General features: G+C 32.5%; 20 protein-coding genes. 13 read left to right on the top strand and 7 right to left on the bottom strand.

Translation table 11 applies throughout. The features are described from left to right. The first annotated feature begins 210 nt into the window (after positions 1–210). From FHK87_RS21515 to FHK87_RS21495, 5 genes are all read left to right on the top strand, one after another. Positions 211–3090 carry a CHAT domain-containing protein gene (locus tag FHK87_RS21515; RefSeq protein ID WP_140596577.1) on the top strand — a complete coding sequence of 960 codons (2880 nt, stop codon included), beginning with the start codon at positions 211–213 and terminating at the stop codon, positions 3088–3090. A gap of 184 nt (positions 3091–3274) precedes the next feature. Then, positions 3275–4318: a hypothetical protein gene (locus tag FHK87_RS21510; protein WP_140596574.1), complete on the top strand. Its 1044-nt coding sequence runs from the start codon at positions 3275–3277 to the stop codon at positions 4316–4318. 35 nt (positions 4319–4353) lie between these two features. Continuing rightward, positions 4354–4812: a hypothetical protein gene (locus FHK87_RS21505; RefSeq protein ID WP_140596572.1), complete on the top strand. Its 459-nt coding sequence runs from the start codon at positions 4354–4356 to the stop codon at positions 4810–4812. Further along, positions 4812–6146: a DCC1-like thiol-disulfide oxidoreductase family protein gene (locus FHK87_RS26405; RefSeq protein WP_226294363.1), complete on the top strand. Its 1335-nt coding sequence runs from the start codon at positions 4812–4814 to the stop codon at positions 6144–6146. The genes FHK87_RS21505 and FHK87_RS26405 overlap by 1 nt, the downstream gene beginning before the upstream one ends. A 124-nt stretch (positions 6147–6270) precedes the next feature. Beyond that, positions 6271–7944: an ABC transporter transmembrane domain-containing protein gene (locus FHK87_RS21495; protein ID WP_140596570.1), complete on the top strand. Its 1674-nt coding sequence runs from the start codon at positions 6271–6273 to the stop codon at positions 7942–7944. Between the two features lie 67 nt (positions 7945–8011). On the opposite strand, the gene FHK87_RS21490 is transcribed toward FHK87_RS21495, so the two are convergent. Then, on the bottom strand, positions 8012–8893 hold the full coding sequence (locus tag FHK87_RS21490; protein ID WP_226294362.1) for an AraC family transcriptional regulator: 882 nt from the start codon (positions 8891–8893) through the stop codon (positions 8012–8014). A gap of 95 nt (positions 8894–8988) precedes the next feature. Between FHK87_RS21490 and FHK87_RS21485 the strand changes: the two genes are divergently transcribed. Next, a complete protein-coding gene (locus FHK87_RS21485) occupies positions 8989–9375 on the top strand; it encodes a DUF983 domain-containing protein (RefSeq protein WP_140596565.1) in 387 nt (128 codons plus the stop codon). 69 nt (positions 9376–9444) lie between these two features. Beyond that, the gene (locus FHK87_RS21480) at positions 9445–10926 is read left to right on the top strand and encodes a serine hydrolase domain-containing protein (RefSeq protein WP_140596563.1); all 1482 of its coding nucleotides are present in this window, start codon (positions 9445–9447) and stop codon (positions 10924–10926) included. A gap of 50 nt (positions 10927–10976) precedes the next feature. Here FHK87_RS21480 and FHK87_RS21475 read toward each other — a convergent pair whose 3' ends face one another. Beyond that, on the bottom strand, positions 10977–12056 hold the full coding sequence (locus tag FHK87_RS21475) for a serine hydrolase domain-containing protein (RefSeq protein ID WP_140596560.1): 1080 nt from the start codon (positions 12054–12056) through the stop codon (positions 10977–10979). A gap of 35 nt (positions 12057–12091) precedes the next feature. Beyond that, the gene (locus FHK87_RS21470; protein WP_140596557.1) at positions 12092–12994 is read right to left on the bottom strand and encodes a universal stress protein; all 903 of its coding nucleotides are present in this window, start codon (positions 12992–12994) and stop codon (positions 12092–12094) included. Positions 12995–13129: 135 nt separating this feature from the next. Between FHK87_RS21470 and nrfH the strand changes: the two genes are divergently transcribed. The 3 genes from nrfH to ccsA all read left to right on the top strand — a co-directional run bounded on the left by nrfH (position 13130) and on the right by ccsA (position 18576). Further along, a complete protein-coding gene (nrfH, locus tag FHK87_RS21465; RefSeq protein WP_140596555.1) occupies positions 13130–13744 on the top strand; it encodes a cytochrome c nitrite reductase small subunit in 615 nt (204 codons plus the stop codon). 5 nt (positions 13745–13749) lie between these two features. Further along, the gene (nrfA, locus tag FHK87_RS21460; RefSeq protein WP_140596552.1) at positions 13750–15243 is read left to right on the top strand and encodes an ammonia-forming cytochrome c nitrite reductase; all 1494 of its coding nucleotides are present in this window, start codon (positions 13750–13752) and stop codon (positions 15241–15243) included. 174 nt (positions 15244–15417) lie between these two features. Then, positions 15418–18576 carry a cytochrome c biogenesis protein gene (gene ccsA / locus FHK87_RS21455; RefSeq protein WP_140596549.1) on the top strand — a complete coding sequence of 1053 codons (3159 nt, stop codon included), beginning with the start codon at positions 15418–15420 and terminating at the stop codon, positions 18574–18576. A 10-nt stretch (positions 18577–18586) separates the two neighbouring features. Here the strand turns inward: ccsA and FHK87_RS21450 are convergent, their stop codons facing one another. From FHK87_RS21450 to FHK87_RS21440, 3 genes are read right to left on the bottom strand one after another with little or no spacing between them, the layout of a single operon-like run. Further along, positions 18587–19441, bottom strand: coding sequence for an MORN repeat-containing protein (locus tag FHK87_RS21450; RefSeq protein WP_140596546.1), 855 nt, complete (start codon positions 19439–19441; stop codon positions 18587–18589). A 27-nt stretch (positions 19442–19468) separates the two neighbouring features. Further along, positions 19469–20302 carry a DUF2490 domain-containing protein gene (locus FHK87_RS21445; RefSeq protein WP_226294361.1) on the bottom strand — a complete coding sequence of 278 codons (834 nt, stop codon included), beginning with the start codon at positions 20300–20302 and terminating at the stop codon, positions 19469–19471. Continuing rightward, positions 20299–22263, bottom strand: a complete 1965-nt coding sequence (locus FHK87_RS21440; RefSeq protein WP_140596544.1) for a hypothetical protein — start codon at positions 22261–22263, stop codon at positions 20299–20301. Before FHK87_RS21440 ends, FHK87_RS21445 begins: the two co-directional genes overlap by 4 nt. A gap of 274 nt (positions 22264–22537) precedes the next feature. Between FHK87_RS21440 and FHK87_RS21435 the strand changes: the two genes are divergently transcribed. The 3 genes from FHK87_RS21435 to FHK87_RS21425 are packed head-to-tail and all read left to right on the top strand — an operon-like array spanning position 22538 to position 24366. Then, on the top strand, positions 22538–23089 hold the full coding sequence (locus FHK87_RS21435; RefSeq protein WP_140596541.1) for a TetR/AcrR family transcriptional regulator: 552 nt from the start codon (positions 22538–22540) through the stop codon (positions 23087–23089). A gap of 56 nt (positions 23090–23145) precedes the next feature. Then, positions 23146–24006 (top strand): SDR family oxidoreductase, encoded by an 861-nt coding sequence (locus FHK87_RS21430; protein WP_140596539.1) that lies wholly within the window; start codon positions 23146–23148, stop codon positions 24004–24006. A 6-nt stretch (positions 24007–24012) separates the two neighbouring features. Further along, positions 24013–24366, top strand: a complete 354-nt coding sequence (locus FHK87_RS21425) for a DoxX family protein (RefSeq protein ID WP_140596536.1) — start codon at positions 24013–24015, stop codon at positions 24364–24366. Positions 24367–24412: 46 nt separating this feature from the next. On the opposite strand, the gene FHK87_RS26400 is transcribed toward FHK87_RS21425, so the two are convergent. Then, complete coding sequence (locus FHK87_RS26400; protein ID WP_226294360.1) at positions 24413–24577, bottom strand: hypothetical protein; 165 nt, start codon at positions 24575–24577, stop codon at positions 24413–24415. Between the last annotated feature and the right edge of the window lie 179 nt (positions 24578–24756).

Here is a 24756-nt window from a genome sequence, read left to right as displayed (position 1 = left end):
TTCTAATCCCATACTTTTACCCCTATACTTCAAACTCATATTTTTTACTCACTACTCATTACTCAAAAACTCACTACTAACTACGTTACACTTTAATCAAATGTTAACAAAAAAATAAATTAAGTCTAATTCTTTTAAGTTTTCTACAATCATGAGGGATCAATTTTAACAATTTGCTATATTAGTTATACGAAGTTGATAACACACGTCATGACCCATATACAATACCCCCTCAGTTATCTCCTCTTGTTTTTTGGAGCGATACTCTTTGCACAAACAGAAACTACATCAGAACAAGATATCCATGATTTTTTTGAACGGCATTATGAGCAACTCAATCAAAATTTACAGCAAAAACAATATGATAGAAATATACAATTGATCAAGAAACTTGAAACTGAATCCCTTTATCAACAATTAGATTGCTATCGCCAGGGGAAGCTCTTACATAAAATAGGCGTATCGCACTACTTACTCAATCAGGAAACAGAAGCTATCCTTTATTTTAAAGACAAAGTCGTACCCATTTGGAAAAACTGTGAGCAAGTTCCCCCTTCAGAAAAAGCAAATACCATTTATAATATCGGTATCTGTTACCAATATTTAAATGATCTGGAAGCTGCCAAACCTTATATTGATCAAGCCCTTTATATTTTTGAAAATGACCCAAAATACCCCCTATCCCAATTAGCACTTAAATATCATGGTATTGGTAAATTTTACCAGAATCTAAGCGATGCTTTTCGTTCTGAATTGTATTACAAAAATGCGGCTAATCTCTATAAAAAACAATCCGAGAGCAAAGAAAGAGAATTTCAAGCATATAATGATTTGATTGCAATGAACAATGACTTTAAAGATCATATAAAAGCTAAAAAGTATATTAACCAAGCTTTATTAATCAACACGAATTATCCTACATCTATTTCCAAGTTAAATCTGGCATGGGTGTATTTAAATGCAGGGAATACATATCTAGGATTACAAGAATATAATAATGCAAAGCAAATGATCAACCATTCATTAAAATTGTTAAATGATAAAAACGAACCTTTTTATTACGCTATTGCTTTAGAAATCATGGCTTTAATCTATGCTGATGAAGAAAAATTTAAACTCGCTGAAAATAATTTATTAAAATCCTTAGAATTACGAAAACAAATTGTCGAAAAAGGAGAGAGTAAATTATCCTTGGTACATGCTTATGAAAATTTAAGTGATATTTTAATCCGAAAAGGAGACCTTACAACAGCAAATCAATACTTGAATAAGGCATTTGATATTCTGGTTCCGATTGTAGATTTTGATCAAGATCATGTACCTATTATACGTACAGCAAAAGCCCTTGATGATGAACATTTGATTCGTCTGATAGAACTCAAAGTACAAACTTTTAAGGCACAACATAAAACCTCAGGAGATATAGGATACCTCAAAAAAGCCCTCTATACACAACACAAAATAGATTCTGTGATCAATAAGAGTTTGATTTCTTTTCAGTTTGAACAATCTAAACTTGATTTTTTAAATCTAAAATTCGAGCATTATGACCAAGCAGTAGAAGACGCACTCACGCTTTATCAAGTTACCGATGACCCTTTTTATCTTAAAGAAGCTTATTTCTTCTCTTCGAGAACCAAAGCCATCGTACTGCAATACGAACTCAATCAGGTAAACGCATTGCAATCTAATGTTCCTGCAAATATGATAGCCAAAGAAAAAGAATTGCGACAAGAAATGCATATGCAAGAAGCCTTACTCACAGAAGCTATAGAAGAAAATCGGGATTCATTACTACAAACCTATAGCAAAGCACAATATGCCCTTGATAATTATATCAAAGAAATAGAGCAAAAAGAGCCTACATACTTTAAAGAAAAATATGCGTTTACCAAACAATTAGATATAGAAGATATACAAAAGTCTCTCCCCGATGATATGGCTGTGGTAGAATATTTTAGCTCAGCACATACCATTTATAGTTTTTGGATTACAAAAAATGATTTTTTTCCGATACGTATTGCTCGCGATGCCCAACTCAAAAATGCGCTTCATGATTTTGTGGCACAATGTCGTGATCCTAAGTCAGAAGTCTCTGTTCCTTTTTCTGAGTTGATTTTTGACAATCTTTTGCAACAAGGTTTAGCAAAAACCACACAAAAAATCAATCGCCTCTGCATTATTCCTGATGGAGAATTGCATAAACTGTCTTTTGAAGCCTTAACAGATAAAAAAAATTACCCTAACCAGTTTTTGATAGAAAACTATGCAGTTTCTTACTCTTACTCGACTGCATTGTTATTTCGAAAACAACATCGGGATAAATTAGATACCTATATGGGCTTTGGTTCTAAATATAGTAAAGACCTCACTCAAAAAATAAAAGCACGTAAGCGCTTTTTTGGAGACGAAAACCTTGCTCAACTTTCATTATCTCAAAAAGAAATAGAGCAGGGAGCTGCTATTTTCAATGGAAAAACATTTATCGATACAGAAGCTACTCTAGAGAATTTTTTACGGCATAGTTCAAAAGCAGATATTATTCACTTGTCTTTGCATGGACTTGTAGATGTAGATGACCCAAAAAGATCCTGTATTATTTTTGATGACCGACAGGAACAACAAGAATTTTTACTTGCTCCCAGAGACCTGTATAGCAACCGATTAAATGCAAATCTGGTTTTACTAAGTGCTTGTCATTCTGCTAGTGGAAAAATTTATAATGGCGAAGGGGTATTGGGAATGAGTAAATCCTTTTTATTAGGAGGTGCACATAATATTCTATCCAGTTTATGGAATGCCTCAGAGGCTAGTTCTTTGAAAATAACAACTTCTTTTCTAGAAAATATCCATGCAGCTCAAGCTACCGATTTAGCGCTACACGAGGCCAAACTAAATTACCTCAACAACTCAGAACCCAATAAAAGACACCCTTACTATTGGGCAAATTTCATCCTATTGGGCGAAATTGACACGCATAAAATATATACAAATTCTTCTATCTGGATTGGTTTGGTCTCTGCCGGTATCCTCTTATTTTTGCTTTTTATGATACGACCCTTACGACGTATTCGAAAAAGACAAAAATAGCTGTCATATACCATAAATAAAGTATTCACAAGCTTTAACTATTGGACTAGCAATAGATATTTGGTCATCTATAAATAGCTTTCTTTTCAAAAATTTTGAAAAAAAAGAAAAAAATTGTGTCACGTTATTCTTCTTCTCCTCTTATAAGAATAACAATATTAAAAAACACAAAATATCATACATTATGAAAGCTATTAAAAAATCAAATATTTGTAAGCACATTACTGAGTACACCATTAATGAGAACAATATAAAAACACATAAACCTATTGCCGGTGACGTAGCCATCTTCGAGGTTGTAAGTATTGGTTCACTCAATGCAATACAAGATCATGAAGGAAGAAACTGTTATATTTTTGCAGGTGACCACATCATGTTATCTTTTGGTAACCGCTACGCTAGTAATCAATTTGAAGGATATGTTCCTAAGGAATATATGCAAGAATATGACTTACTAGGTAAAGGAGGTGTTGCCGGCGAAGTCGTTTCTATGTTCTATAAATTATTGGTTAAAGGCCCAACCAAATTAAAATTAGTAGGATATGCAACCGATCATGATGGTAAGGTGATTAATAGTATATATCATCATAGAGAAGCAACAAAGTTCAATCCCGGAAAAATTAGAAATTTCAAAACGATTCTTTCGCTGGGATCCAGTATGGATAGTGGTAAAACGACTACAGCTGCCTACTTATGTCGTGGCCTAAAAGCTACCGGATCAAAAGTAGCCTATATTAAACTTACAGGAACCGTATTTAACAAAGACAGAATGTTAGCTTATGATTGTGGAGCAGACACTGTAAGCGATTTTTCAGAATTTGGATTTCCATCTACCTATTTGTGCGATTTGGATACATTAATGCACTTGTATGAAAGTTTACTTTCTGATGTTGCTCATGTAAATCCTGATTATGTGGTTATAGAAATCGCCGATGGATTGTACCAACAGGAAACCAGTATGTTATTAGAACATCCATTATTTACAGAAACTGTTGACCATGTAATTCTATCTTGTTGCGATAGTTTAGCCGTAAATACAGGTGTGCAGTTCTTGTCTCCTATTTTTGGAAAACGCCTATTTGCTCTAGGAGGTTTATTTACAGGTAGCCCACTTTTGGTTTCTGAAGTTGAAAATAGATGCGAAATCCCGGTACTTACCTTAGACAAGTTGCTACAACCAGACGTATTAAACCAATTGCTTGAACCCTCAATACACGTTGCTGTATAGATTTATATAAATCATATCATTTATACATAAAAATCATGAAATATTCTCAAAACCAAGCTATATTGGCGAGTGTAGTAGTCTTAGGACTACTATTATCGCCGGTAATCCAAAACTGGGTAAACAAACCAAAAGATAATTTTCCGCTATCCTACTACCCCATGTTCTCTATGAAAAGAGGAGTTACCTACGGTGTATATCATCTTGTAGGATATGATGAAGCACAAAATCGATATCACATTCCTTATCGATTAACCGGTACAGGAGGTTTTAATCAAGTAAGACGACAAATTAAAAAGGCAGCACGATCTGAAAATGCTGCTGAATTCACAAAACAAGTTGCTCAAAAAATTGCCAAGAAGAAAAAAGAGCCTTACACAAAAATTAACCGTGTAGAATTAGTAAGAGGGTATTATCATCTCGAAAATTATTTTTTAAAAAAAGATACGTTACCCGTTCGTGAGAAAAAAATAGCACACTATAACATCAAGAAATAATGAAAGCGTTCTTCAACAACATAAAAAAACACTGGTTCATTGCCGTAGCTCCGGAGCGTTTGGCAGTGTTACGCATTGCAACAGGAGGGTTCTGTCTCTGGTATCTTTTATCAAGATTTGATATGCTTCAAAGAATGGTAGGTAATACAGAAGCTTTTGATCCTGTAGGAATTCTAAATTGGATGGTACAACCTATCTCAGAAACAGTATTCTGGTGGATCAGTATAGGATTGATTATTTTGAATGTAGCATATATTATCGGTTGGAAGTTTAAATTTACGGGACCTGCTTTTGCAATACTTATCCTTTTATATTTTACCTATCGTAATTCCTGGTCTATGATTTATCATAATCGTAATGGCCTTATCCTACATATTGTAATATTAGGACTTGTAGCATCTGCCGATGCATGGTCATGGGATGCATGGCAAAAGAAAAAGAAAGGGATAAAAACACCTAATGCTCAATGGCAATATGGGTGGCCTATACAACTTATTTGTGCAGCAACAGTATGTACATATCTACTCTCGGGAATAGCCAAAGTTGCAGGAGATCTGGCATTAGAATGGGCAAATGGAAGTGCAATGCGTTCACAAGTAGCGGTAGATGCACTACGTAAGGAAATATTAGTTGCCGAAACCTCTCCGTTCTTTAGTTTTATATATGAACATGCCTGGTTGTTTCTAGTCATGGGTATATTGACTTTTGTGATTGAGCTTGGCGCTCCTATAGCTCTGGTAAAAAGAAGATGGGGAATGGTATGGGCAGTAATGACATGGCTCATGCATTGGGGAATTTTCTTTATTATGGGAATCACCTTTAGATATCAACTTACAGGATTGATGTTCTTATCATTCTTTGATGTTGAAAAACTTTGGAAACCTTCGCAACATAAATCAAAAATGACTTTGCCCGAAGACAATACTATAGATACCATAACCAAACCGGTAGTACTCTTTGATGGTGTTTGTAATTTATGTAATGGCTGGGTTCAATTTATTTTAAAAAGAGAAAAAGATCAGAGATACCAATTTGCTTCTTTACAATCCGATATAGGGCAACGATTATTAGCACAATATAGCATTGATACTAATCTTTCATCTATTGTGGTTATAGAACAAGGAAATGTATATCAAAAAAGTGATGCTGTATTACGAATATGTAGTCACTTGAATGCACCATGGAGTTTTTTAGCGCTATTCACAATAGTTCCGCGTTTTATACGAAATAAGGTATATGATGTTATAGCTACAAATCGATACAAATGGTTTGGAAAACAACAACAATGTGCATTATTACCTGTCGATAAAGATTTACGATTTTTAGATTCATAAATAAGTTAACTGCTGTTCAAGTGGATAGGTCAAACCATAATCCCTGAAGAACGATACCCTAATTTTCAGGGATTGACCTGCCTCTTGTATTCAGAATAAAAATAAAACCTATCAAATTATAATTATGCCTCGTAATAAATGGAATATCATCAAAAGTTTTGCCGGTAAGAATAGCTTACTGATTACTATAGCACTCTTAACAGGACTATGTTATAATATTTTAACTATTATGATTCCTATTAGTATTGGTAAATTCTACGAGCTTAGTTTTGGTTTCTCTTCGCATAGGTTAGCAGCTTTTAAATTTATTCCGTTTATGGATGCGTCAAATTTCCAATCCTTTTTGGGGTTCTTTTTTGCCTTGGTAGCCCTTAGACTTGGATTTGAATACCTAAATCGATACAGTATTTCTTTGACTGGAGAACGATTTAGCAAAACACTACGAGAGCGACTTTTTCAGAATCAACTACAAGTTGCTATGAATATTTATGATACCAAAGGCATCGGAAAATACTTGCTCAGATATAGTGGAGATATGAAAAGTATACAAAACTATATGAAAAACGGACTTATACGTTTTTCCCAAGATATTGTCTTATTACTTATCGTTGTCATTGCTATTGGCAGTATTAATGTAAATCTGGCATTAATCATCGCAGGTTGTATTGCTTTTTCTTCTATAATATTGTGGGCTATCAACAAAGCGTTGTACAAAGTATCTCTGGAAAGAAGAAATACACGATCAGGAATGCTAAGCTTTGTCAATACGCGTTTGAGGAGCATTCTGGCGCTAAAAGCATTCAACAAGTATTTACCGGAAGAAAAAAGATATCTAAAACGGTCAGACAAACTATATATTATAGGGAAACGTTATGCAAAAGTTGTTGCATTACTACAATCGATGATTCCTGCTGTGACGTATACTATGTTAGGTATCATTATGACCTATGTATTTACAGCATCTCAACAAGCTGAAAGTAAGCTTGGTGGTTCTTCTTTGCTAGTATTGATTTTATTGATCATCTCTATTTTACCAGTTTTAAGACGAAGTTTACGAGTAAGTATTGTATGGAAACTTGGGGATATTTCTTTTACAAAGCTTATTGACATTCTTGATCTTCCCAAGGAAAACCAACTGCCGTTTGAAAATATAAAATTAGATGATAGAGAGATCATTTTTAATAATGTTTGTTTTACATATCCTAATACATCCAAACCTATTTTTAATGATTTACAACTATTGATCAATCCAAAAAGTACCACTTTATTACAAGGTAAATCCGGATCAGGCAAGTCTACTTTTATACGTTTATTATTAAAATTAATGTCTCCCTCTACCGGTCATATTTCTTTTGGGGATCACCAATGTTATAAATTATCAGAAAAAACCATCAGAAAAAATATTGCCATTGTCTCAAAAGATTTTCCATTATATGGAAGAGACGTATATGAAGCGATTGTATATAATAGAAAAGAAGCCAACAAAGAAAAAGCTAAATTTTTATTGGAACATTTACAACAACATGAAGATCATCAAAACCAGCTAAAGCTTGATAGCAAAATAGGGGATTTAGGCTGCAACCTAACGTCTGGGCAACAAAAACTACTAATGTATTGTAGAGCATTGCTCACTCAAAAGCCAATTTTGATCCTTGAAGAACCTTTAAAAGAAATTAATATATACACACAAAAATTACTTCTTCAATTATTAAAGGATTTTCAGGATCAAAAAACCCTTATCTTGCTTGATGACCATGAAGTAAAAGGTTTTGATATTGATACTATATATCATTTATGATATTTTATCATAAACTTACTATCAAATTATATTATTAGTGAATATGCAATACTCAAACTAAATGTACTTACTCTTTTTTGAGATACTCTTTTTGGAATGCTGAAGGAGTAATTCCATTTCTTTGTTTGAATAATTTAGAAAAATGAGCGTAATCTGTATATCCCAAACCCCATGCAATCTCAGTAAGGTTTTCACCAGAATAAAGAATCAATCGTTTTGCTTCTAGAAATACTCTATCCAGAATAATATCTGTTGTTGTCTTTCCTAACGTTTTTTTGCAAATACGATTAAGATGTTTTGCACTAATATTCATCATTTTAGCATAAGCAATTGCCGATTTATCAGTAGTAAACTTTTCTTCAATTAAGTTTTCAAATTCATAGAGTTTCATCATATTATTTTTAGAACTCACTAGATCCTGAAAACTATCTTTGATCACTAATCGTGATAATTCTATATAAATCAAATCTATGAAATTTAGAATCTTTTGTTTTCTTAGTATTGCTTCTGATTGAAATTCTTCAACAATCGTTTTAAAAAGTTGCCCCATATATGCCCTCTGGTCTTCTTGAAGATAAATACATGGAGAGTTCTGGGTTGAAAAGAAAAATGGGAACGATGATAGATTTTTATGTTGATACATCGCTTCGTAAAATTCTTTGGAATGAAAGAAAATATATCCTTTCCCTTTTTGGGTAAATCTCCATAAATGGGTTTGACCGGGTCTTAATAAAAAAACACTACCGGGTCTAATATCATAAGTAGCAAAGTCTATTTCATGAAGCCCTTCTCCTTCTATAAAAAATACTGATAAATAAAAATTATGTTTATGTGCCTTAGATACAATCTTCCAGTTGTTTGAAAGATGGGTCTCTAAATCATTTGCATAAAAACCATCAATATTTTCTGTTTTTGTAAACTGTGCAATATCTAGAATAGGAAGATTCATAAGATCCATTTATGTCCGAATTATACAAATTAAAGAGTAAATCATTAAATAGCCAACAGGAATAATAATCTTTATTTTGTAATAAAATATGTATCATGAGTATTCTATTAAATATTTTAAAAGGAAAGTGTTCTAAATGTGGAAAAGGAGATATTTTTGAAAAAAGGAGCGGTATATCTATTTTAGGATTACCAAAGATGAATTATAAATGTACAAATCCTGAATGTAGACACAAATTTTTAATAGAACCTGGTTATTTTTATGGAGCTATGTATGTGAGTTATGGTCTCACTGTAGCAGAAGGAATTGCCATTTATCTCATCTCAAGTATTTTTATCTCAAACCCTGTATACTCTTTTATAATTATTGCCATATCTGCGATACTCCTAAGCACTACCAATTACAAATACGCTAGAATATTATGGATCTATTTGTTTACAAAAAAAAATAAAGAATTGAATGTAGAGCGTAAGGTATCTTAAAAAAATCTGTTTGTATCACTTTTTAGTTTAAAATATATTTATATTTAAGAAGTGTTCAACAAATCGTTTATGAGATATCAAAATATTACCTTATACTTTGTTCTATTATTTATTGTTCTAAGCTGTTCTCAGCCCAAAAAATCCGAAAAAACTATAGATACTTCTATTTTCGAAGAGGAAATACAACAACTTAAGGCGTATTTTAAAATCCCGGGAATGGCTGTTCTAGTCAAAAAAAAGGATGAGATCATTTACGAAGAGTATCTGGGAAAAAGTGATGTAAAAAATAATATCGATGTAGATACGATTACATTATTTCCTATCGCATCGCTCACCAAAGTTTTTACAAGTATTACTATTCTTAAGTTAGCAGAAGAACATAAAGTATTGCTAGAGGATTCGCTAACCAAATATTTTCCTAAGCTTGCTCTAGGAGATTCGGTAAAATTAAAACATGTTCTCTCTCATACTTCTCAAGGCACACCAGGAAAGAACTTTTATTACAACTATCGTTTTGGAGCATTAACCAGAGTAATCGCAGAGACTTCAGACAGTACATTTGATGAAGCAGTGCACAAAAATATTATTGATCCATTATCGCTTCGACATACTTTTTTATTAAACGACTCTACTCAACTCAAAACAAGAAAAGAGCCTTTTGCTCAACCTTATATTTTTGAAGAACAAATAAAAGACGGATTTGTAGATTATGGCGCTTCTGCCTCTGCAGGGATTGTATCTACTGCAAGAGATTTAGCCGTTTTGGATAATGCACTCGACCAAAATTTATTAATTAGTGAAGCTTCTAAAAATTTGATGTTTACCCCTTTTCAATCACATTTGCCATATGGATATGGAATTTTTAGTGAAACTTTTAATAACACAAAACTTATTTGGGCATACGGACAATACGATTGTTATTCAAGTTTATTTCTAAAAGTACCTACACATGATTTAACCTTAATCCTTTTAGCAAACAATAATCTGATGAGTGATCCGGCAAGACTTATTTATAGCAATGCTACCTCATCATTATTTGTGATGAGTTTTTTAAAGAATTTTGCCTTTGAGCAATCTTCATTACCTCTTTTTGAAACTGAACAAACAAGCACTGATACCATTCCTTCTGTTATAATGAGAGAAAAACTAAGAGCACAAGCACTGGCAGCTTCGTTCATGGCTCGTTTTGACACAGATGAGATGAAAACCAGTACAGCATTACTACAAAGAATTTTTAGCGAATATCCAAACTATCTAGAATATGCCGATCTTACTTTACTTCATAATTTGTCTTTTTTAAAAGAAGTGGCTTTACATAAAGATTTAGGTACATTTAATGAATTTGATCCTCAGATCGAAGCTATTGGTAAAATGTTGCTTCAAAAAGATGCTGACAATCCTTATGCAAATTACTATTTAGGTGGTTTTTATGATAAAAAAGGGGATACTGTACAGGCAAAAACTCATTACGAACGTATTATTAATGCTAAGAATTTTTCAAGAAACTGGTACACCGCCGAGGCACAGAATTGGTTAGATACTAATAAGTAGCAATAGAGATTTAAGGAAACATAAACCCTTTTGTTTCAATAAAATTACCATCATCCGTTAGCCTTTAGCATCGGTATTAGATATTTTAATGTGATTTCAAAAGGTAGTTTATTTCTCCAATTATTATAGTTGCTTCCGGTAAAGACAATAACAGTATCGTATTCTTTGAGAATCATGATATATTGACCCCCATTACCAGAGGCAAAGAGTACTTCGGTATCAATATCATCATATTGTAACTGTTCTTTATACCAATAAAATCCATAAGTAGCGCTGGTATACTTTGCGTTTTTAATTCTTGAATATCTTGCAAATGAAAAATCAATATCGATTTGACAGTCTGTGGATTGTGTAATCCAATCTTTACTTACGATTTGTTTTCCATTCCACTGTCCTTTTTGATCTACAAGTTTTCCTATTTTGAGCATATCTGTCGGCTTCATAAAAAATGATCCGGCAGTCATACCTTGTCCTTTGGGTGATGTTGTCCACTTATAATCAGAAATACCAAGTGGTTCAAACAGGTATTTTTTTGAAAAATCCATAATCGATAGTCCACTTGCTTTACTAATAACAGCTCCCATAATCATCGGTTCATTTGAATTATATGCCCAGTTCTTACCTGGCTGATCTTTCATTGGTACATCTATCGCATAATTGACCCAGTCTTTAGTTTGCTCCATTTCACTCTCGCAATCAGGACCGATACCATAAAATTCTTCACAATCAAATCCTGCTTTCATTTCGAGTAGGTCTTTTATTGTAATTGCTTCTTTCTTTTTGTCTACAGCGTTTTTATTTTTGTACTCAGGAAAATATTTTAATACCTTGTTTTCTAATGTGATTATACCTTGATCGATAGTAATCCCTGCAAGTATACTTGTGATAGACTTAAAAGCAGATCGAGTATCATGCTTAGTATTCTTATCAAATTTTCCAAAATATTCTTCAACAATGATCTTATCCGATTGTGCTACGATAATCCCATCTATTTTTGGGTATGTCTCTTTTTGTATCTCTTTTTTAAGTTCTAGTATTTTTTCATGTTTCTGTGATTGCCCATGGCAACCTAATCCTAAAACTAAGAGTAAAATGATAACACTACTTTTGATTTTGATTTGAAGACTCATTTGTTATGATACTAATACATCATAAAATTAGCAAATTATACACTTATAATGCTTTCTTTATCCTTTTTGTGTAAATGTTCTAAATAAGAGTCGCTCAATTCAGGTATAACTAATAAAGGAATTTTATTGAACACCTCTTCTTGCTTTACATCTGATTCGTTCACTAATTGTTTCATATATCCTTGAGGATAATTGAGCATTGCTAATAAGTGAATTTGTAATTCTTCTACAAAAATTCCTAAAGTCCTGGACATAGAATGCGTTTCTGAAACTGTGTGTACATAATATTCTATAGAAGAAAAATGTTTTCTAAGGATATTAAGGTTAAATCGTTGAATATCACTAAGTGATCTCAATTGCTTTTGTACATGTACAACTCGTACTGTTGCATCAAAAGATGTTGCCAAACTTAATATTGGAGCAATCTCTGATTTTGTATAAAATTTATTAAAATCTGTCGCAAAAGCAATCTCAGACAAAGGAGTAAATTTAGCATCATTAGGAACAATAATTACAGGGCATTTTTTTATCGATTGTAAAATTCTGACTGCATTACTTCCTAAAAAAATCTGATTAAGATTTGAATGCCCTTTGTTACCTAATATAATCAATTCTATATTTTCTTTGTCTATAATTTCTTTGACCTTACTAGTAAGCGTATCGGGTGAAGAGTATGTTTTATAAGTATGTTTAGCGTTCCAAAACTCTGCTTTGATTCTTTCTATCGTTTTTTTTAGCCCTTGCTTTGACAAATAGTCTCTTTCTTTATCATTATCATAATTTAAACCATTATGCATAAAATACTTATGAGTAATAGCAGGGGTATATACATTCAAAAAAAAGAATGTGCATTCTTCATTTTTATGAAGAGTTAATGCATACTTAATTGCATTAAAAGCATTTTCTGAAAAATCTGTAGGCACTAATATATTCTTCATTATAGAGGTTTGTTTGATATGAAGTAAAAGTATCTGAAACAAATAATCCCTGTAATGACATTTGTCATCTTTTAGCGGTTTTTTTTACACCAAATTTGTTAAGCAAGAAAATATATTAATCCAACCTCCAAAGATTTGAAATTTAGAAGTAAAATACTGCCCGGTAAAAAATCCAAATGGAGAAGAATAGCTATTGTTTCTATAGGAATAGTCACTGGATTAGGTTTTTTTATGGCAAAAGAAGCTTCTCTAGTATCATATATGTCAGACAGCCCTCAGGCTTGTGTAAACTGTCACGTTATGACACCTGTATACAATAGTTGGATGCATAGTTCACACAGAGAACAGGCATCATGCAATGACTGCCATGTACCTCATGACAATATTGTTAACACCTATTTTTTTAAAGCACAAGATGGCTTATTACATGCCTCTGTTTTTACTGCGAGAGCCGAACCAGAGGTCATGTTTATGAGAGAAGCCTCTGAAGAGGTTGTTCAAAATAATTGTATCCGTTGTCATATACAACAAGTAACTCAAGTAAAATACAATGGTTGGCTACAAGACCATACAGAAAATAGAATAGAGCGAAAATGCTGGTCCTGTCATCAAGAAGTTCCTCATGGTACCGTACATGGCATTTCTACAATACGCAGTAATATTTCTCCTATACCTACAGATAATGTAGAAACGGTAATACCAAAATGGTTAGAAAATCAGATAGAGCAAAACGAAACAAGTAAAGACTGACACATATGAAAAACAAAGTATTATTTATCGTAACCGTAATCGTCGTTTTTCTTTTAGGATTGCTGGCTTCTAGCATTGTAAATAGAAAAAATGAAGCAAAATATAAGTATGTACCTCAAGTAGAAATTAGTGAAAACGAACCAAGAAATGAAGAATGGGGGAAAAATTTCCCACAAGAATACCAATCTTTTTTACAAACAGAGCAAAGTGATTTTGCTTCATATCAGGGAGGGTCAAAAATGAGAGACATGCTAGAAGAAGATCCTCGTTTTGTTGTATTATGGGCAGGATATGGTTTTTCTAAAGACTATGGCCAAGGGAGAGGTCATCAATATGCGATAAAAGACCTACATAATTCATTAAGAACAGGAGGACCCAAAGGAAAAGGTGATGGTCCCATGCCTGCTACCTGTTGGACTTGTAAAAGTCCTGATGTTCCTCGATTAATGAATGAAATAGGGATTGCAGAATTTTATAAAGGAAAATGGGCTGATAAGGGAGAAGAAGTTGTTAACCCAATTGGCTGCGCAGATTGTCATGATCCCAAAACAATGAAATTGACAGTTACGAGACCTGCACTAGTCGAAGCGTTTGAAGCTATGGGTAAGGATATCAACAAAGCTACACATCAAGAGATGCGCTCATTGGTATGCGCGCAATGCCATGTCGAATACTACTTTAATAAAAACATTCCTGGTAAAGAAGGAATTGCTTATCTGACTTTTCCATGGAAAAATGGAATGTCTGTAGAAGCAATGGAAAAGTATTATGATGATATGAATTTTAAAGATTGGACTCATAAGTTAAGTAAAGCACCTATGCTAAAAGCACAACACCCCGGTTATGAAACATATCTTACAGGAGTACATGCAGACAGAGGGGTTTCGTGTGCAGATTGCCATATGCCTTATAAGAGTGAAGGGGGACAAAAATTTACAGATCACCACATACAATCACCTCTCAACAATGTTGCAAATTCATGCCAGGTTTGCCACAGAGAGGATGCAGATAAGCTGAGAGCTAATGTATATGAACGTCAGCAAAAATCTACAGAGAGTAGATTAAAACTAGAAGATGCCTTGGTAAAGATGCATGTAGAAGCAAAAAAATGCTGGGATCTTGGAGCTACAGAAGAACAAATGCAACCTATATTAATGGACATACGTCATGCACAATGGCGTTGGGATTATGCAGCAGCCTCTCATGGAGCTTCTTTTCATTCCCCGGTAGAAATAGGAAGAGTTATCAGTAGCGGTTTGGATGTCGCTACAAACGGACGAGTAAAACTAGCTCGATTACTAGCTGAATTAGGACATAATGAACCTGTAGAAATGCCGGATATTTCGACCAAAGAAAAAGCACAACACTATATCGGATTAGATATGGAAAAACTCAATAAAGAAAAAGCTGATTTTAAAGAAAATTTAGTGCCTAAATGGCTAGAAAACGCCGAAAAGCGAGAAGCCGGATATAAAAACAAGAAGGTTTCGATGAATTAGCCAACATTAAATTGTTTATTTTTTTAGGTATGGTTTCAGGTTGTTAGTTTACTTATGGTACTATTACTTGCTTGATTTCTTCTCTTAGACTTTAGAATTATCCTATGTGCTAGGAGTGAACGAGTAACCTGAAACCTTCTATCTGTTTTTTACTTTTCTACAAAATCATTGTACATGCAAAAGCTATATAAATTCTTTTCTTCATCATCATTAGCACTGTTTCTATTGCTTGTATTTGCCATTGCTATGGCAACAGCTACTTTTGTAGAAAATGATTATGGCACAGCAGTAGCATGGGCAAGTATATATGATGCTTGGTGGTTCGAATCAGTAATGCTTGGACTTGTAATAAGTTTTGTATTTAATATTTTTAAATATAAATTGATATACCGGAAAAAATGGGCAATATTTCTTTTTCATATTGCCTTTATCTTTATTATCCTTGGAGCAGGCGTAACCCGCTATACTTCTTACAGTGGGATTATGCGAATCAGAGAAGGAGCCTCCTCTAGCACAATCATTTCTGATACAAAGCTATTGACTGCTACAGTTGTTCAAGGAACAGAGTATCAAACCATTCACAAAAAAATTAATTTTTCTTCTATACAAGACAACAATTTTACTCTTGTTACACAATTTAAAGAAAAGCCAATTACGATTTCTTTTAAAGAATATATAGCTGATGCGTCACCAGAAGTAATAACAGATAGTATCGATGGCACTCCTCTTCTAAAAATGATGATTGCTACAGAAAATACCCGAAATACAATTTATCTCAAAAAAGGAGAAATTGAAAGGATTGGAAGTCATCAACATGAAATAGGATTTGAATCTGATAAAGCCGGTATTGTAAATATCTATGAAGATCAAGGAAAACTAAAAATCAAAGCACCCCATGAGATTGATTTTTTTATGATGGATAGCCAACAAGCCGGAAAAATAAAAGGAGATAGTCTACAATCTATAGAATTACGAACACTTTTCAGGGAACATGATTTTTCATTTGTACCCATGTCATATCACCCAAAAGGAAAATTCAAACTGATTAGTAATACCGAAACAACTACCACTAACGATAAAACTAAAGATGATGCTCTTATAGTTAATGTGTCTGTCGGTGATAAAGAACAAGAAGTAAATTTATTATATCGAGAAGGTTTTTTACCAATAAAACATCAAGTTGAGTTTGATAATCATATCAAAGTTATTTTATCATATGGTGCAAAAGCAATACAAACACCATTTTCAATACAACTAGACGATTTTTTATTAGAGCGTTACCCCGGATCATCAAGCCCATCTGCATATACCAGCGAAATCACAGTTTTAGATCAAGACAGTAAAATACCATACCGCATTTTTATGAATAATGTATTAGATTACAAAGGGTTTCGGTTTTTTCAAGCAAGTTATGATACTGACGAAAAAGGAACTGTTCTTTCTGTAAATCATGATGTGATTGGTACGTATATCACATATCTTGGGTATTTACTTATGGGAGTCGGTATGTTTTTCACTTTTTTTGGTCGTTCTTCCCGTTTTCAAATCGTAAATAGAAAATTAAAAAAACTACGCCTCACTACGACTATATTATTATTTTTAATTTATAGTATTCCCGAAACATCCAATGCACAACATTTTCTTGATAGTATTCCAAAGGCTTCTTTAGAAACTTTGATCAAATCACAAAGAATAGATATACAACAAGCTAACTCTTTTAGCCGTTTGATGGTTCAGGATTTGGATGGCCGTATTAAACCTGTAAATACCTTAGCTTCAGAATGTGTTAGGAAAATCTCTAGAAAATCTAATTTTTCTTACCCTATTGGAAACAAGGAAATAAAACTAAATGTAAATCAAGTTTTTTTAGGAATGCATATGGCGCCTCAAATATGGCAACAAATTCCTATCATTAAAGTTGATCTAAAAAAGACAGATGATCTCCTTACAAATATTTCTGTTGGAAAAAATGGACTAATCGCTTTTTCTGACCTTCTCGACCTTCAAGAAAACTATATTTTATCAAATGCAGTAGAAATTGCTAATAGAAAAAAACCTTCTGAACGTAATGAATTAGACAAAGAAGTATTAAAAATAGATGAGCGTTTTAATATCCTTTTCAATGTTTTTACAGGTAATTACCTAAAGATATTTCCTAATAAGAATGATCCAAATGATACATGGTATAGTCATACACATCATTTTAAAGATTTTACCAAAGAAGACGGGCGTTTTGCTAAAAACATTTTACCTGGTTATTTTAATGATCTGCTATCTCATGATTATAAAAGCGCACATCAAAAATTAATCTATATACAAAAATATCAGGAAGTTTTAGGTGCTTCTATTATCCCAAATGACAAACGTGTCGAGGCAGAATTATGGTATAATGAGATGAATATCAACTTCTGGTTATTCATACTATATTTTGTTTTAGGTTTCATCTTACTTACGCTGTCTATTTTAAAAATGTTTTTCACATACAAGTGGCTTAATTTTCTTTGGAATGGCTTGATTCTAATTACTCTAATTTCGTTTTTATGTTTTACGGGTAACATTATTTTAAGATGGTATATCGCTCAACATGCCCCTTGGAGTAATGGTTATGAAATGTTGGTTTTTGTAGCGTGGTGTTTACTACTTAGCGGATTATTAACGTTTAGAAAATCTGATTTTTCTTTACCATTGACTACTCTTTTTACAGGAGCTTTATTATTTGTAAGTTATTTGGATTGGCTAAATCCAGAAATTACGAATCTAATGCCTGTACTAAAATCATACTGGTTAAAAATACATGTGGCGACTATTGTAAGTAGTTATGCTCCTTTAGCATTATCAGCTGTATTGGGTAGTATGGCGCTGATATTAATGATTTTCAAAACAAAAAAGACCAAGAGAATTATTGATATTAAAATAAAAGAACTTACCTATATCAACGAACTCTCTATGACAATTGGTTTGTTTGTATTGGCAATAGGCACTTTTCTTGGAGGTGTTTGGGCAAACGAAAGTTGGGGGCGTTACTGGGCATGGGATCCCAAAGAAACCTGGGCATTGATTAGCATTATAGTATATGCTATCGTATTACATCTACGATTTGTACCTGCTCTTAACAATAGTATAACTTTGAACATTGCAAGTATGTTTGCTTTTTGGTCAATTATTATGACCTCTTTTGGAGTTAATTATTATTTATCAGGATTGCACAGTTATGCCTCTGGAGACCCGGTACCTATACCAAAATTTGTATATGTTATATTTTTTAGTATGATTTTGATAACAATTGCAGTCCTTTATAAACAAAAAATAAATCGACAAAGAATGACAACATAAAAAGAAGTTTTTATTTTTCTTCTTTTACGAGCTTATCATCTTTCCATATTCCACGTGTAACGATTGTACCTTTTTGATTATAAAACTCACCGTGGCCACTTCGTTTATCATCTTTCCATTCTCCAATATATTTTTCGCCATTAGGCCAGTGGTATGTTCCTTGCCCGTTACGTTTATCTTGAACGTAACTTCCTTCATAACTCTCTCCATCTGTCCAATAAAATTTACCTTCACCATGTCTCATATTCTCTCTCCACTGTCCTTCGTATCGACTACCCGTATCTAAAATAGCTACACCATATCCATTAGCTCTTTTATTTTTGACCTGCCCTACATAATGCATTTTATTCCCTTTTGTACTTTTAAAGGTTAAGTATTCTCCGAAAGATTTTTTGAGTAATTGATTTCGCATACTCGAAATTTGCACTTTTGCTTTCTCCAAAACAAAACTTAAAGAATCATAGGCATTAATATCTTCGGTGATTTCACTTTTAGTATTAGTAAGTGTATCTGTTGTAGTGGTATCTTTTGGAAAATCATTTGATTGAACGATTGTCTCCATTCTAATCAGCTCTTTTGCAAATTGTACTCTTGCTTTGATATCTAAAGAATTATTACCTCTCATTTTTTCTTCTATATCTACATATGCATCTAAAGCTTCTTTATATTTTCCTTCAAATATTAATGTATCTATAGAAACTAACTTATCATAATTTTCGTCATTAGCTTCACTCTGCGCTTCAAGCTGTTCCAGATTTTTAATCTTTTTATGTAATGATTGCGTTTTAAATAGAAAAAATATAGCTACACCAATTGTAAGCACTAATAAAAGATAAAGTAGGTATTTCTTTTTCTGTTCTTTCATGTAGGTTGGTTTTAAAGGTTCACCATTTTAATCAGTTAAATGAATTGAGGGTAGTTTATTTTTTACTTTTCTAAAATCAGGAGAAAAGTACACATGTGTTCTGAGCGTCCAACTTTGTTTATAGATTCCTCCATTATCCAATGTCTGTCCTTGTGAATACATAAGACCGGCAGCTACCGTAAGTCTTGGAGTTATAATATATCCAATGGATGTATGCAACCGGAGATCCTCCAGAGGACTATCTACAACTTGTTTACCACTTTGCATAATCAATTCTGCTTCTGGAGCAATATAAAAAGCTTTTGGCTTTAATTTTGGTTGATTAAGAGGCAATTTTAGACGAAACATATATCTCCATCTATTTCTAAAAATATACTTACTATCTTCTGCAAATCCTTGGGTCCAACGATGTTCAATCCTAATTCTATGGTAAATCATCGCGCTAGATATGGGCATTGCAAATTGATATTGATGCCAAATACGCCATTCTGGTACCAGGTTACGCCCCTCAGAAGATGAACTCGTATTATAATTAAGTCTTAACACCCCTCCAAGGCTCACATTAAATTTTTTAGAATAAATATATCCTATAGCATGTCGATTATAAATCTGCCCTATTTGCCCAACAAATGGAGTGTCTTCAGTTTCTTCAAATCTAAAATGTGTTTGCGCTACCCAAAACAAACGTTTTGAAATACGAATATTACCATACGTATTAATCCAATATTTGGTTACAGGATCTTTAAATTCAGATTCTGAAGGTAATACTACTGCATCTTCTTGTGCTACTATCGAAGTAGAAAAGCAAGCTAGCATCAGGAACAAAATGATCTTAAGATATTGAGGCCCTCTATGTATCATTCTTTCTCTTTTATAATAGTTGATATTCCAAACAATTTCAATATTTCGATAGGATCTTTCTCTTTCCTTAGTTTTCTTTCTATTTTAGAAGTGTCTTCATCTCGTAAAGCTATCATTCTCACAAAAAGTTCTTGCAATGTAGTTGTAGTATCTTCAACAGTATTGCATTTTAAATTTGTTTCTACTTGTTCCAGAGCGTATGGAACCAAAATTCTAGTATAAGCATCTACAATCCGTTTCTTTATTTCTTCATCCATTATTGTAGATGTAAAAGGATTCCAGATTGGATCTATATATTTTTGTTTTATCTCTTCTTTTTGTTCGGGTAGTTTTGCAATTTGAGTAGTTAAGTTCTTAACTTGTGTAAAACATTTGGTTAACCGCTTTGCCTCCTCCAACTTTTTGGTAGTTTCCTCCATGTTCGAATAAACACTTAGTTTATCATCAGCAAACACGGCTAAACTATTAAGTGCTTTCTTATGTTTTGAAGGAACTATTTCCTGTAACGAATCAATTTGCTTTTTGAGTCTCTTTGTTGTCACAATTAATTTTTCTTCTATAGAAATAATTTCTTTTTGTCTTCTTTCTTTAGAAACCTTTTTATGTAATTGTTTATACAAAAAGTCAAGGATTGATTCAGTATATTTAGCTATTTGATAAACCCCTTCAAGATCAGTAGTTTTAAGAACAATATATCCATTTTTTGAATACTCACGAATGGATTGCTTATCATCAAAGCTACTATTTCCTGTTAAAACTAAGGGGATATCTTCTCTCCAAAATTGATCAACCAAGTCTTTACGATCTCTGTATTGCATCAAATTTTGTTGATGTGAGTTTACTACTTTTTGCATAGGTTCCAGATACTCTTTTGTAATACTTTCTACGCTTTTGTACCAAGTAGCTGTTTCTTCATCTGATAACTTTAAAATATTTAATTGAGTATCATTCAATATGGTATCAGACATTTTTTTTGACTTAGAAAAGTAGTTTACAATCTTATTAAGCCGTTTTTCTTCATTGGATGCTATAGGGTAATAAGGTACTTTCACTTTAAACGTGGATAAGACTACAGAATCGCCTATAGAAGACAAAATATCTTCAATCTCAGTATAATATTGATCATTTTTAAGTAGTAATTGGCTTATTCCCTGCTCAAAATTGTTATCTGTACTTGTAGCATTACTAAATGACTTAAGAATTTCAATATATTGTTTATCCAGGTTTATAGTCTTTGTATTCGTTTTATTTTTTTTGTAGATATCAATCACAGTGTGATCTATCCCAGAATGAGTCTCTATTTTTGTAAGAAGTCCACTATCAAAATACCAATGTTCTTCTTTATCAACCTCATCATTATAATACAATGTCCACTGATCATGTGCCAGACCATTACGTAAAAACCTACCAACTAATGATTCTGTTTTTGTATCCACATGAAAGCTTTTCTGAGGAACACCATTTTTGAATTCTACAGTACTTTTAAATAATGTTTTATGTATATCTGAATTTTCTATACTATCTAATCGTACTGTCCACTCCCCTATTGGTTTTCCGTTATCTAATTTCCCAAGAACTTTCTGTTGTATCCCATCTAACTCTATAACATATTGGTAATCCACTAGAGTCGTAGTTGCTTTTGGTTGAAATTCTCCGATAGTAAATTGCCAATTGCCATGAGGAAGGTTACCTTTGAAAGTACCTGTAAATAAAAATGAGCGGTTCCTTTTTTGAGCAAGAGGACTTAAGTTATTATCATCTTTTATCTGAAATGCACCTTCAAATATTGTATCCTTTTCTTTCAGCTTGTAAATATAATTAGCAACCCCATCATATTGAGCCACCTTCATTGGTCCTTTGTATTTAAAAAAGTTTTGCCCAAATACTGCCTCTGGGAAAACAATACTTACGACCAAAAAACAAGTAATTACAATACTCTTATTATAAAATATACTTCTCATGTTTGTGTCCAACACTTAAATTTGCATTTCGGCGAATATCCTTTTTAATCTTTATTTTTAGTCTTCTAAATTCAAAAAGAAAATATAACGTAAGATCATATATTCTTATTTCATTGATAATTAAAACGATATTAACTAAATATATAGATCGCGGCAAAGATATTAAACCAAATAATACAAACTCTATACGTTTTGAAATAAAAAAAAGTATACTCTTGTATATAAAAATTATAAAAACTGGAATGATTATTCCAGTTTTTATATATTTGCTATTATGAATAAAAAAGAAGCTATACTACTTGCTGCACTTCATTTAATTACTAAAAAAGGAGTTCATAACACACCTATGTCTGCAATAGCAAAAGCTGCAAATACTGGAATGGGAACTATCTATAACTATTTTCCTAATAAAGAAAAATTAATTAATGAGCTATATATCAATATCAAAAAAAAGGAAAAAGAGATATATGCTACTTTTGAGCCTAATCGCCCAATCAAAACACAATTTGAAGATTATTTTATTTCTACAATTAATTTTTTCACATCTAACCCTTTGTATTTTAAATTCATGGAACAATTACACGCTTCTCCTATTATAACAGAGCAAAGTAGAAATGAAGGGTATAAATCTGTAGATACTGTGCTACAACTCCTGATTAAAGGCAAAGAAGAACGAATCATAAAAGACATCGACATTAATGAGTTATTTACATTTATAGGAGGAGCCGTTTTATCATGTTTGAGATGGTATTTTAGTCAAACAGCAACATCAGATATATCAATAAAAAGTCAATCTCAAATGGTTTGGGATGGCATAAAAGAATAATTTTTTTAATTTATTTTGGAATGAATATTCATTCTATATTTAAAATATAAATCATCATGAACAAGAATGTATTAATCACCGGTACTTCTACAGGAGTAGGATTTGAAAGTGCAATTTTATTTGCTCAAAACAATTTTAAAGTCTATGCTACCATGCGTAATTTAAAAAAAGCAGATCTACTCAAAAAAAGAATCGAACAAGAACATCTAGATATTGAACTGCTGTTTCTGGATGTAACTAATGTAGCTTCTATCTCATCAGCAGTTGAAACAATTATCAAAAAAGATGGCAAAATAGACATACTTATTAATAATGCAGGTGCCGGTTTTGCTAAGACTACAGAACAGTCAAGTGAAGAAGAAATCAGATGGGTTACCGAGGTTAACTATCATGGTGTTGTTTTTTGCACACAAGCAGTAATACCATATATGCGTAAGCAGAGGTCTGGTCAAATTATTAATGTAACCTCTGTTGGTGGTTTAGTAGGACAACCGTTCAATGAATTATATTGTGGAGCAAAATTTGCTGTTGAGGGATATATGGAAGGACTTGCAACATATATAAGCGATTCTTTCAATATTAAAATCACAAATGTTGAACCTGGAGGAATCGCAACAGAATTCATGAAATCAGCAGTAGAAAAAACTACTGACAAAGGGCAACTCGCACACGGAGAATACCTACCAATATTCGAAAAATACCTTGCTGGTAACCAAAAACGAGCCAATGAAGGAAAAGAACAAGTATATCAAACTGGATTAGAAGTAGCAGAAGTTATTTTAAAAGTAGCAAAAAACGACAATCCTCCTTTACGTATACGTACATCAGAATGGGCAGAAGAATTTTCTAAACTAAAAACCCAAGCCGATCCTGATGGTTTAAAATTAGTTACTCAAATAAAAAGTAGTTTTCTATAATTTGTCATGAAAATAATATATTGGCTGTCTACATCAACCATCGCTATGTTTTTGCTCTTTAGTTCATATACCTACATATGTAGTAAAAATACAATTGATGGGATTAGAGCTTTAGGTTTTCCTGATTTCTTTAGGGTAGAATTAGCGGTTTTAAAAGTGATTGGTGCTATCTTGATTGTATTACCATTCATTAGCCTACGAATAAAAGAATGGGCTTATGCAGGAATTGGATTATTTTTAATTACAGCTCTGGTTGCGCATGTTTCACATAAAGATTCAATATTCATATCTATACTATTGCTCATTTTATTAGGAGTATTAGCACTATCAAATATTTATATGCACAAATTATTTAAATAAAAAAACCCACAACTCTTGTGGTTGTGGGTAATAAATGCCTAAACGTTTATTGCAAATCTTCAGCGCAAACGCAAAATCCTGTAATTGGATCGATTTGAATAACGCAGTTAAAATGACCACATATTGGTAATTGGTCAAATCCTCCTTTGATGGCTTTTTGATCTCTTTTGCCAATCGTTTTTACTCCTTTTAATTTTCTTAACTTTTTCATTGTGTAATATATTAAAGTTGTTATCCTTGAAAAATTTATAGACATCCAAGGTTTCTGTCTTCAAATACGTAACGTAAATTAAGGACAAGAAGTATTATAAATATCTGCTAATTATTATTTATATTTTATGAAGTTTTATTCGTTTGAAATATTAGAAATTACAGAGCGATCAAATCAAA

The sequence above is a fragment of the Aquimarina algicola genome, assembly GCF_006443095.1.
GTDB classification, from domain to species: Bacteria; Bacteroidota; Bacteroidia; order Flavobacteriales; family Flavobacteriaceae; genus Aquimarina; species Aquimarina algicola.
This window is presented reverse-complemented; position numbering and strand designations above follow the sequence as displayed.

Excerpts from the sequence above, each read along its gene's own strand:
- FHK87_RS21515 (WP_140596577.1), top strand. The coding sequence starts at position 211 with ATGACCCATATACAATACCCCCTCAGTTATCTCCTCTTGTTTTTTGGA.
- FHK87_RS21510 (WP_140596574.1), top strand. The coding sequence starts at position 3,275 with ATGAAAGCTATTAAAAAATCAAATATTTGTAAGCACATTACTGAGTAC.
- FHK87_RS21505 (WP_140596572.1), top strand. The coding sequence starts at position 4,354 with ATGAAATATTCTCAAAACCAAGCTATATTGGCGAGTGTAGTAGTCTTA.
- FHK87_RS26405 (WP_226294363.1), top strand. The coding sequence starts at position 4,812 with ATGAAAGCGTTCTTCAACAACATAAAAAAACACTGGTTCATTGCCGTA.
- FHK87_RS21495 (WP_140596570.1), top strand. The coding sequence starts at position 6,271 with ATGCCTCGTAATAAATGGAATATCATCAAAAGTTTTGCCGGTAAGAAT.
- FHK87_RS21490 (WP_226294362.1), bottom strand. The coding sequence starts at position 8,893 with ATGAATCTTCCTATTCTAGATATTGCACAGTTTACAAAAACAGAAAAT.
- FHK87_RS21485 (WP_140596565.1), top strand. The coding sequence starts at position 8,989 with ATGAGTATTCTATTAAATATTTTAAAAGGAAAGTGTTCTAAATGTGGA.
- FHK87_RS21480 (WP_140596563.1), top strand. The coding sequence starts at position 9,445 with ATGAGATATCAAAATATTACCTTATACTTTGTTCTATTATTTATTGTT.
- FHK87_RS21475 (WP_140596560.1), bottom strand. The coding sequence starts at position 12,056 with ATGAGTCTTCAAATCAAAATCAAAAGTAGTGTTATCATTTTACTCTTA.
- FHK87_RS21470 (WP_140596557.1), bottom strand. The coding sequence starts at position 12,994 with ATGAAGAATATATTAGTGCCTACAGATTTTTCAGAAAATGCTTTTAAT.
- nrfA (WP_140596552.1), top strand. The coding sequence starts at position 13,750 with ATGAAAAACAAAGTATTATTTATCGTAACCGTAATCGTCGTTTTTCTT.
- ccsA (WP_140596549.1), top strand. The coding sequence starts at position 15,418 with ATGCAAAAGCTATATAAATTCTTTTCTTCATCATCATTAGCACTGTTT.
- FHK87_RS21450 (WP_140596546.1), bottom strand. The coding sequence starts at position 19,441 with ATGAAAGAACAGAAAAAGAAATACCTACTTTATCTTTTATTAGTGCTT.
- FHK87_RS21445 (WP_226294361.1), bottom strand. The coding sequence starts at position 20,302 with ATGATACATAGAGGGCCTCAATATCTTAAGATCATTTTGTTCCTGATG.
- FHK87_RS21440 (WP_140596544.1), bottom strand. The coding sequence starts at position 22,263 with ATGAGAAGTATATTTTATAATAAGAGTATTGTAATTACTTGTTTTTTG.
- FHK87_RS21435 (WP_140596541.1), top strand. The coding sequence starts at position 22,538 with ATGAATAAAAAAGAAGCTATACTACTTGCTGCACTTCATTTAATTACT.
- FHK87_RS21430 (WP_140596539.1), top strand. The coding sequence starts at position 23,146 with ATGAACAAGAATGTATTAATCACCGGTACTTCTACAGGAGTAGGATTT.
- FHK87_RS21425 (WP_140596536.1), top strand. The coding sequence starts at position 24,013 with ATGAAAATAATATATTGGCTGTCTACATCAACCATCGCTATGTTTTTG.
- FHK87_RS26400 (WP_226294360.1), bottom strand. The coding sequence starts at position 24,577 with ATGAAAAAGTTAAGAAAATTAAAAGGAGTAAAAACGATTGGCAAAAGA.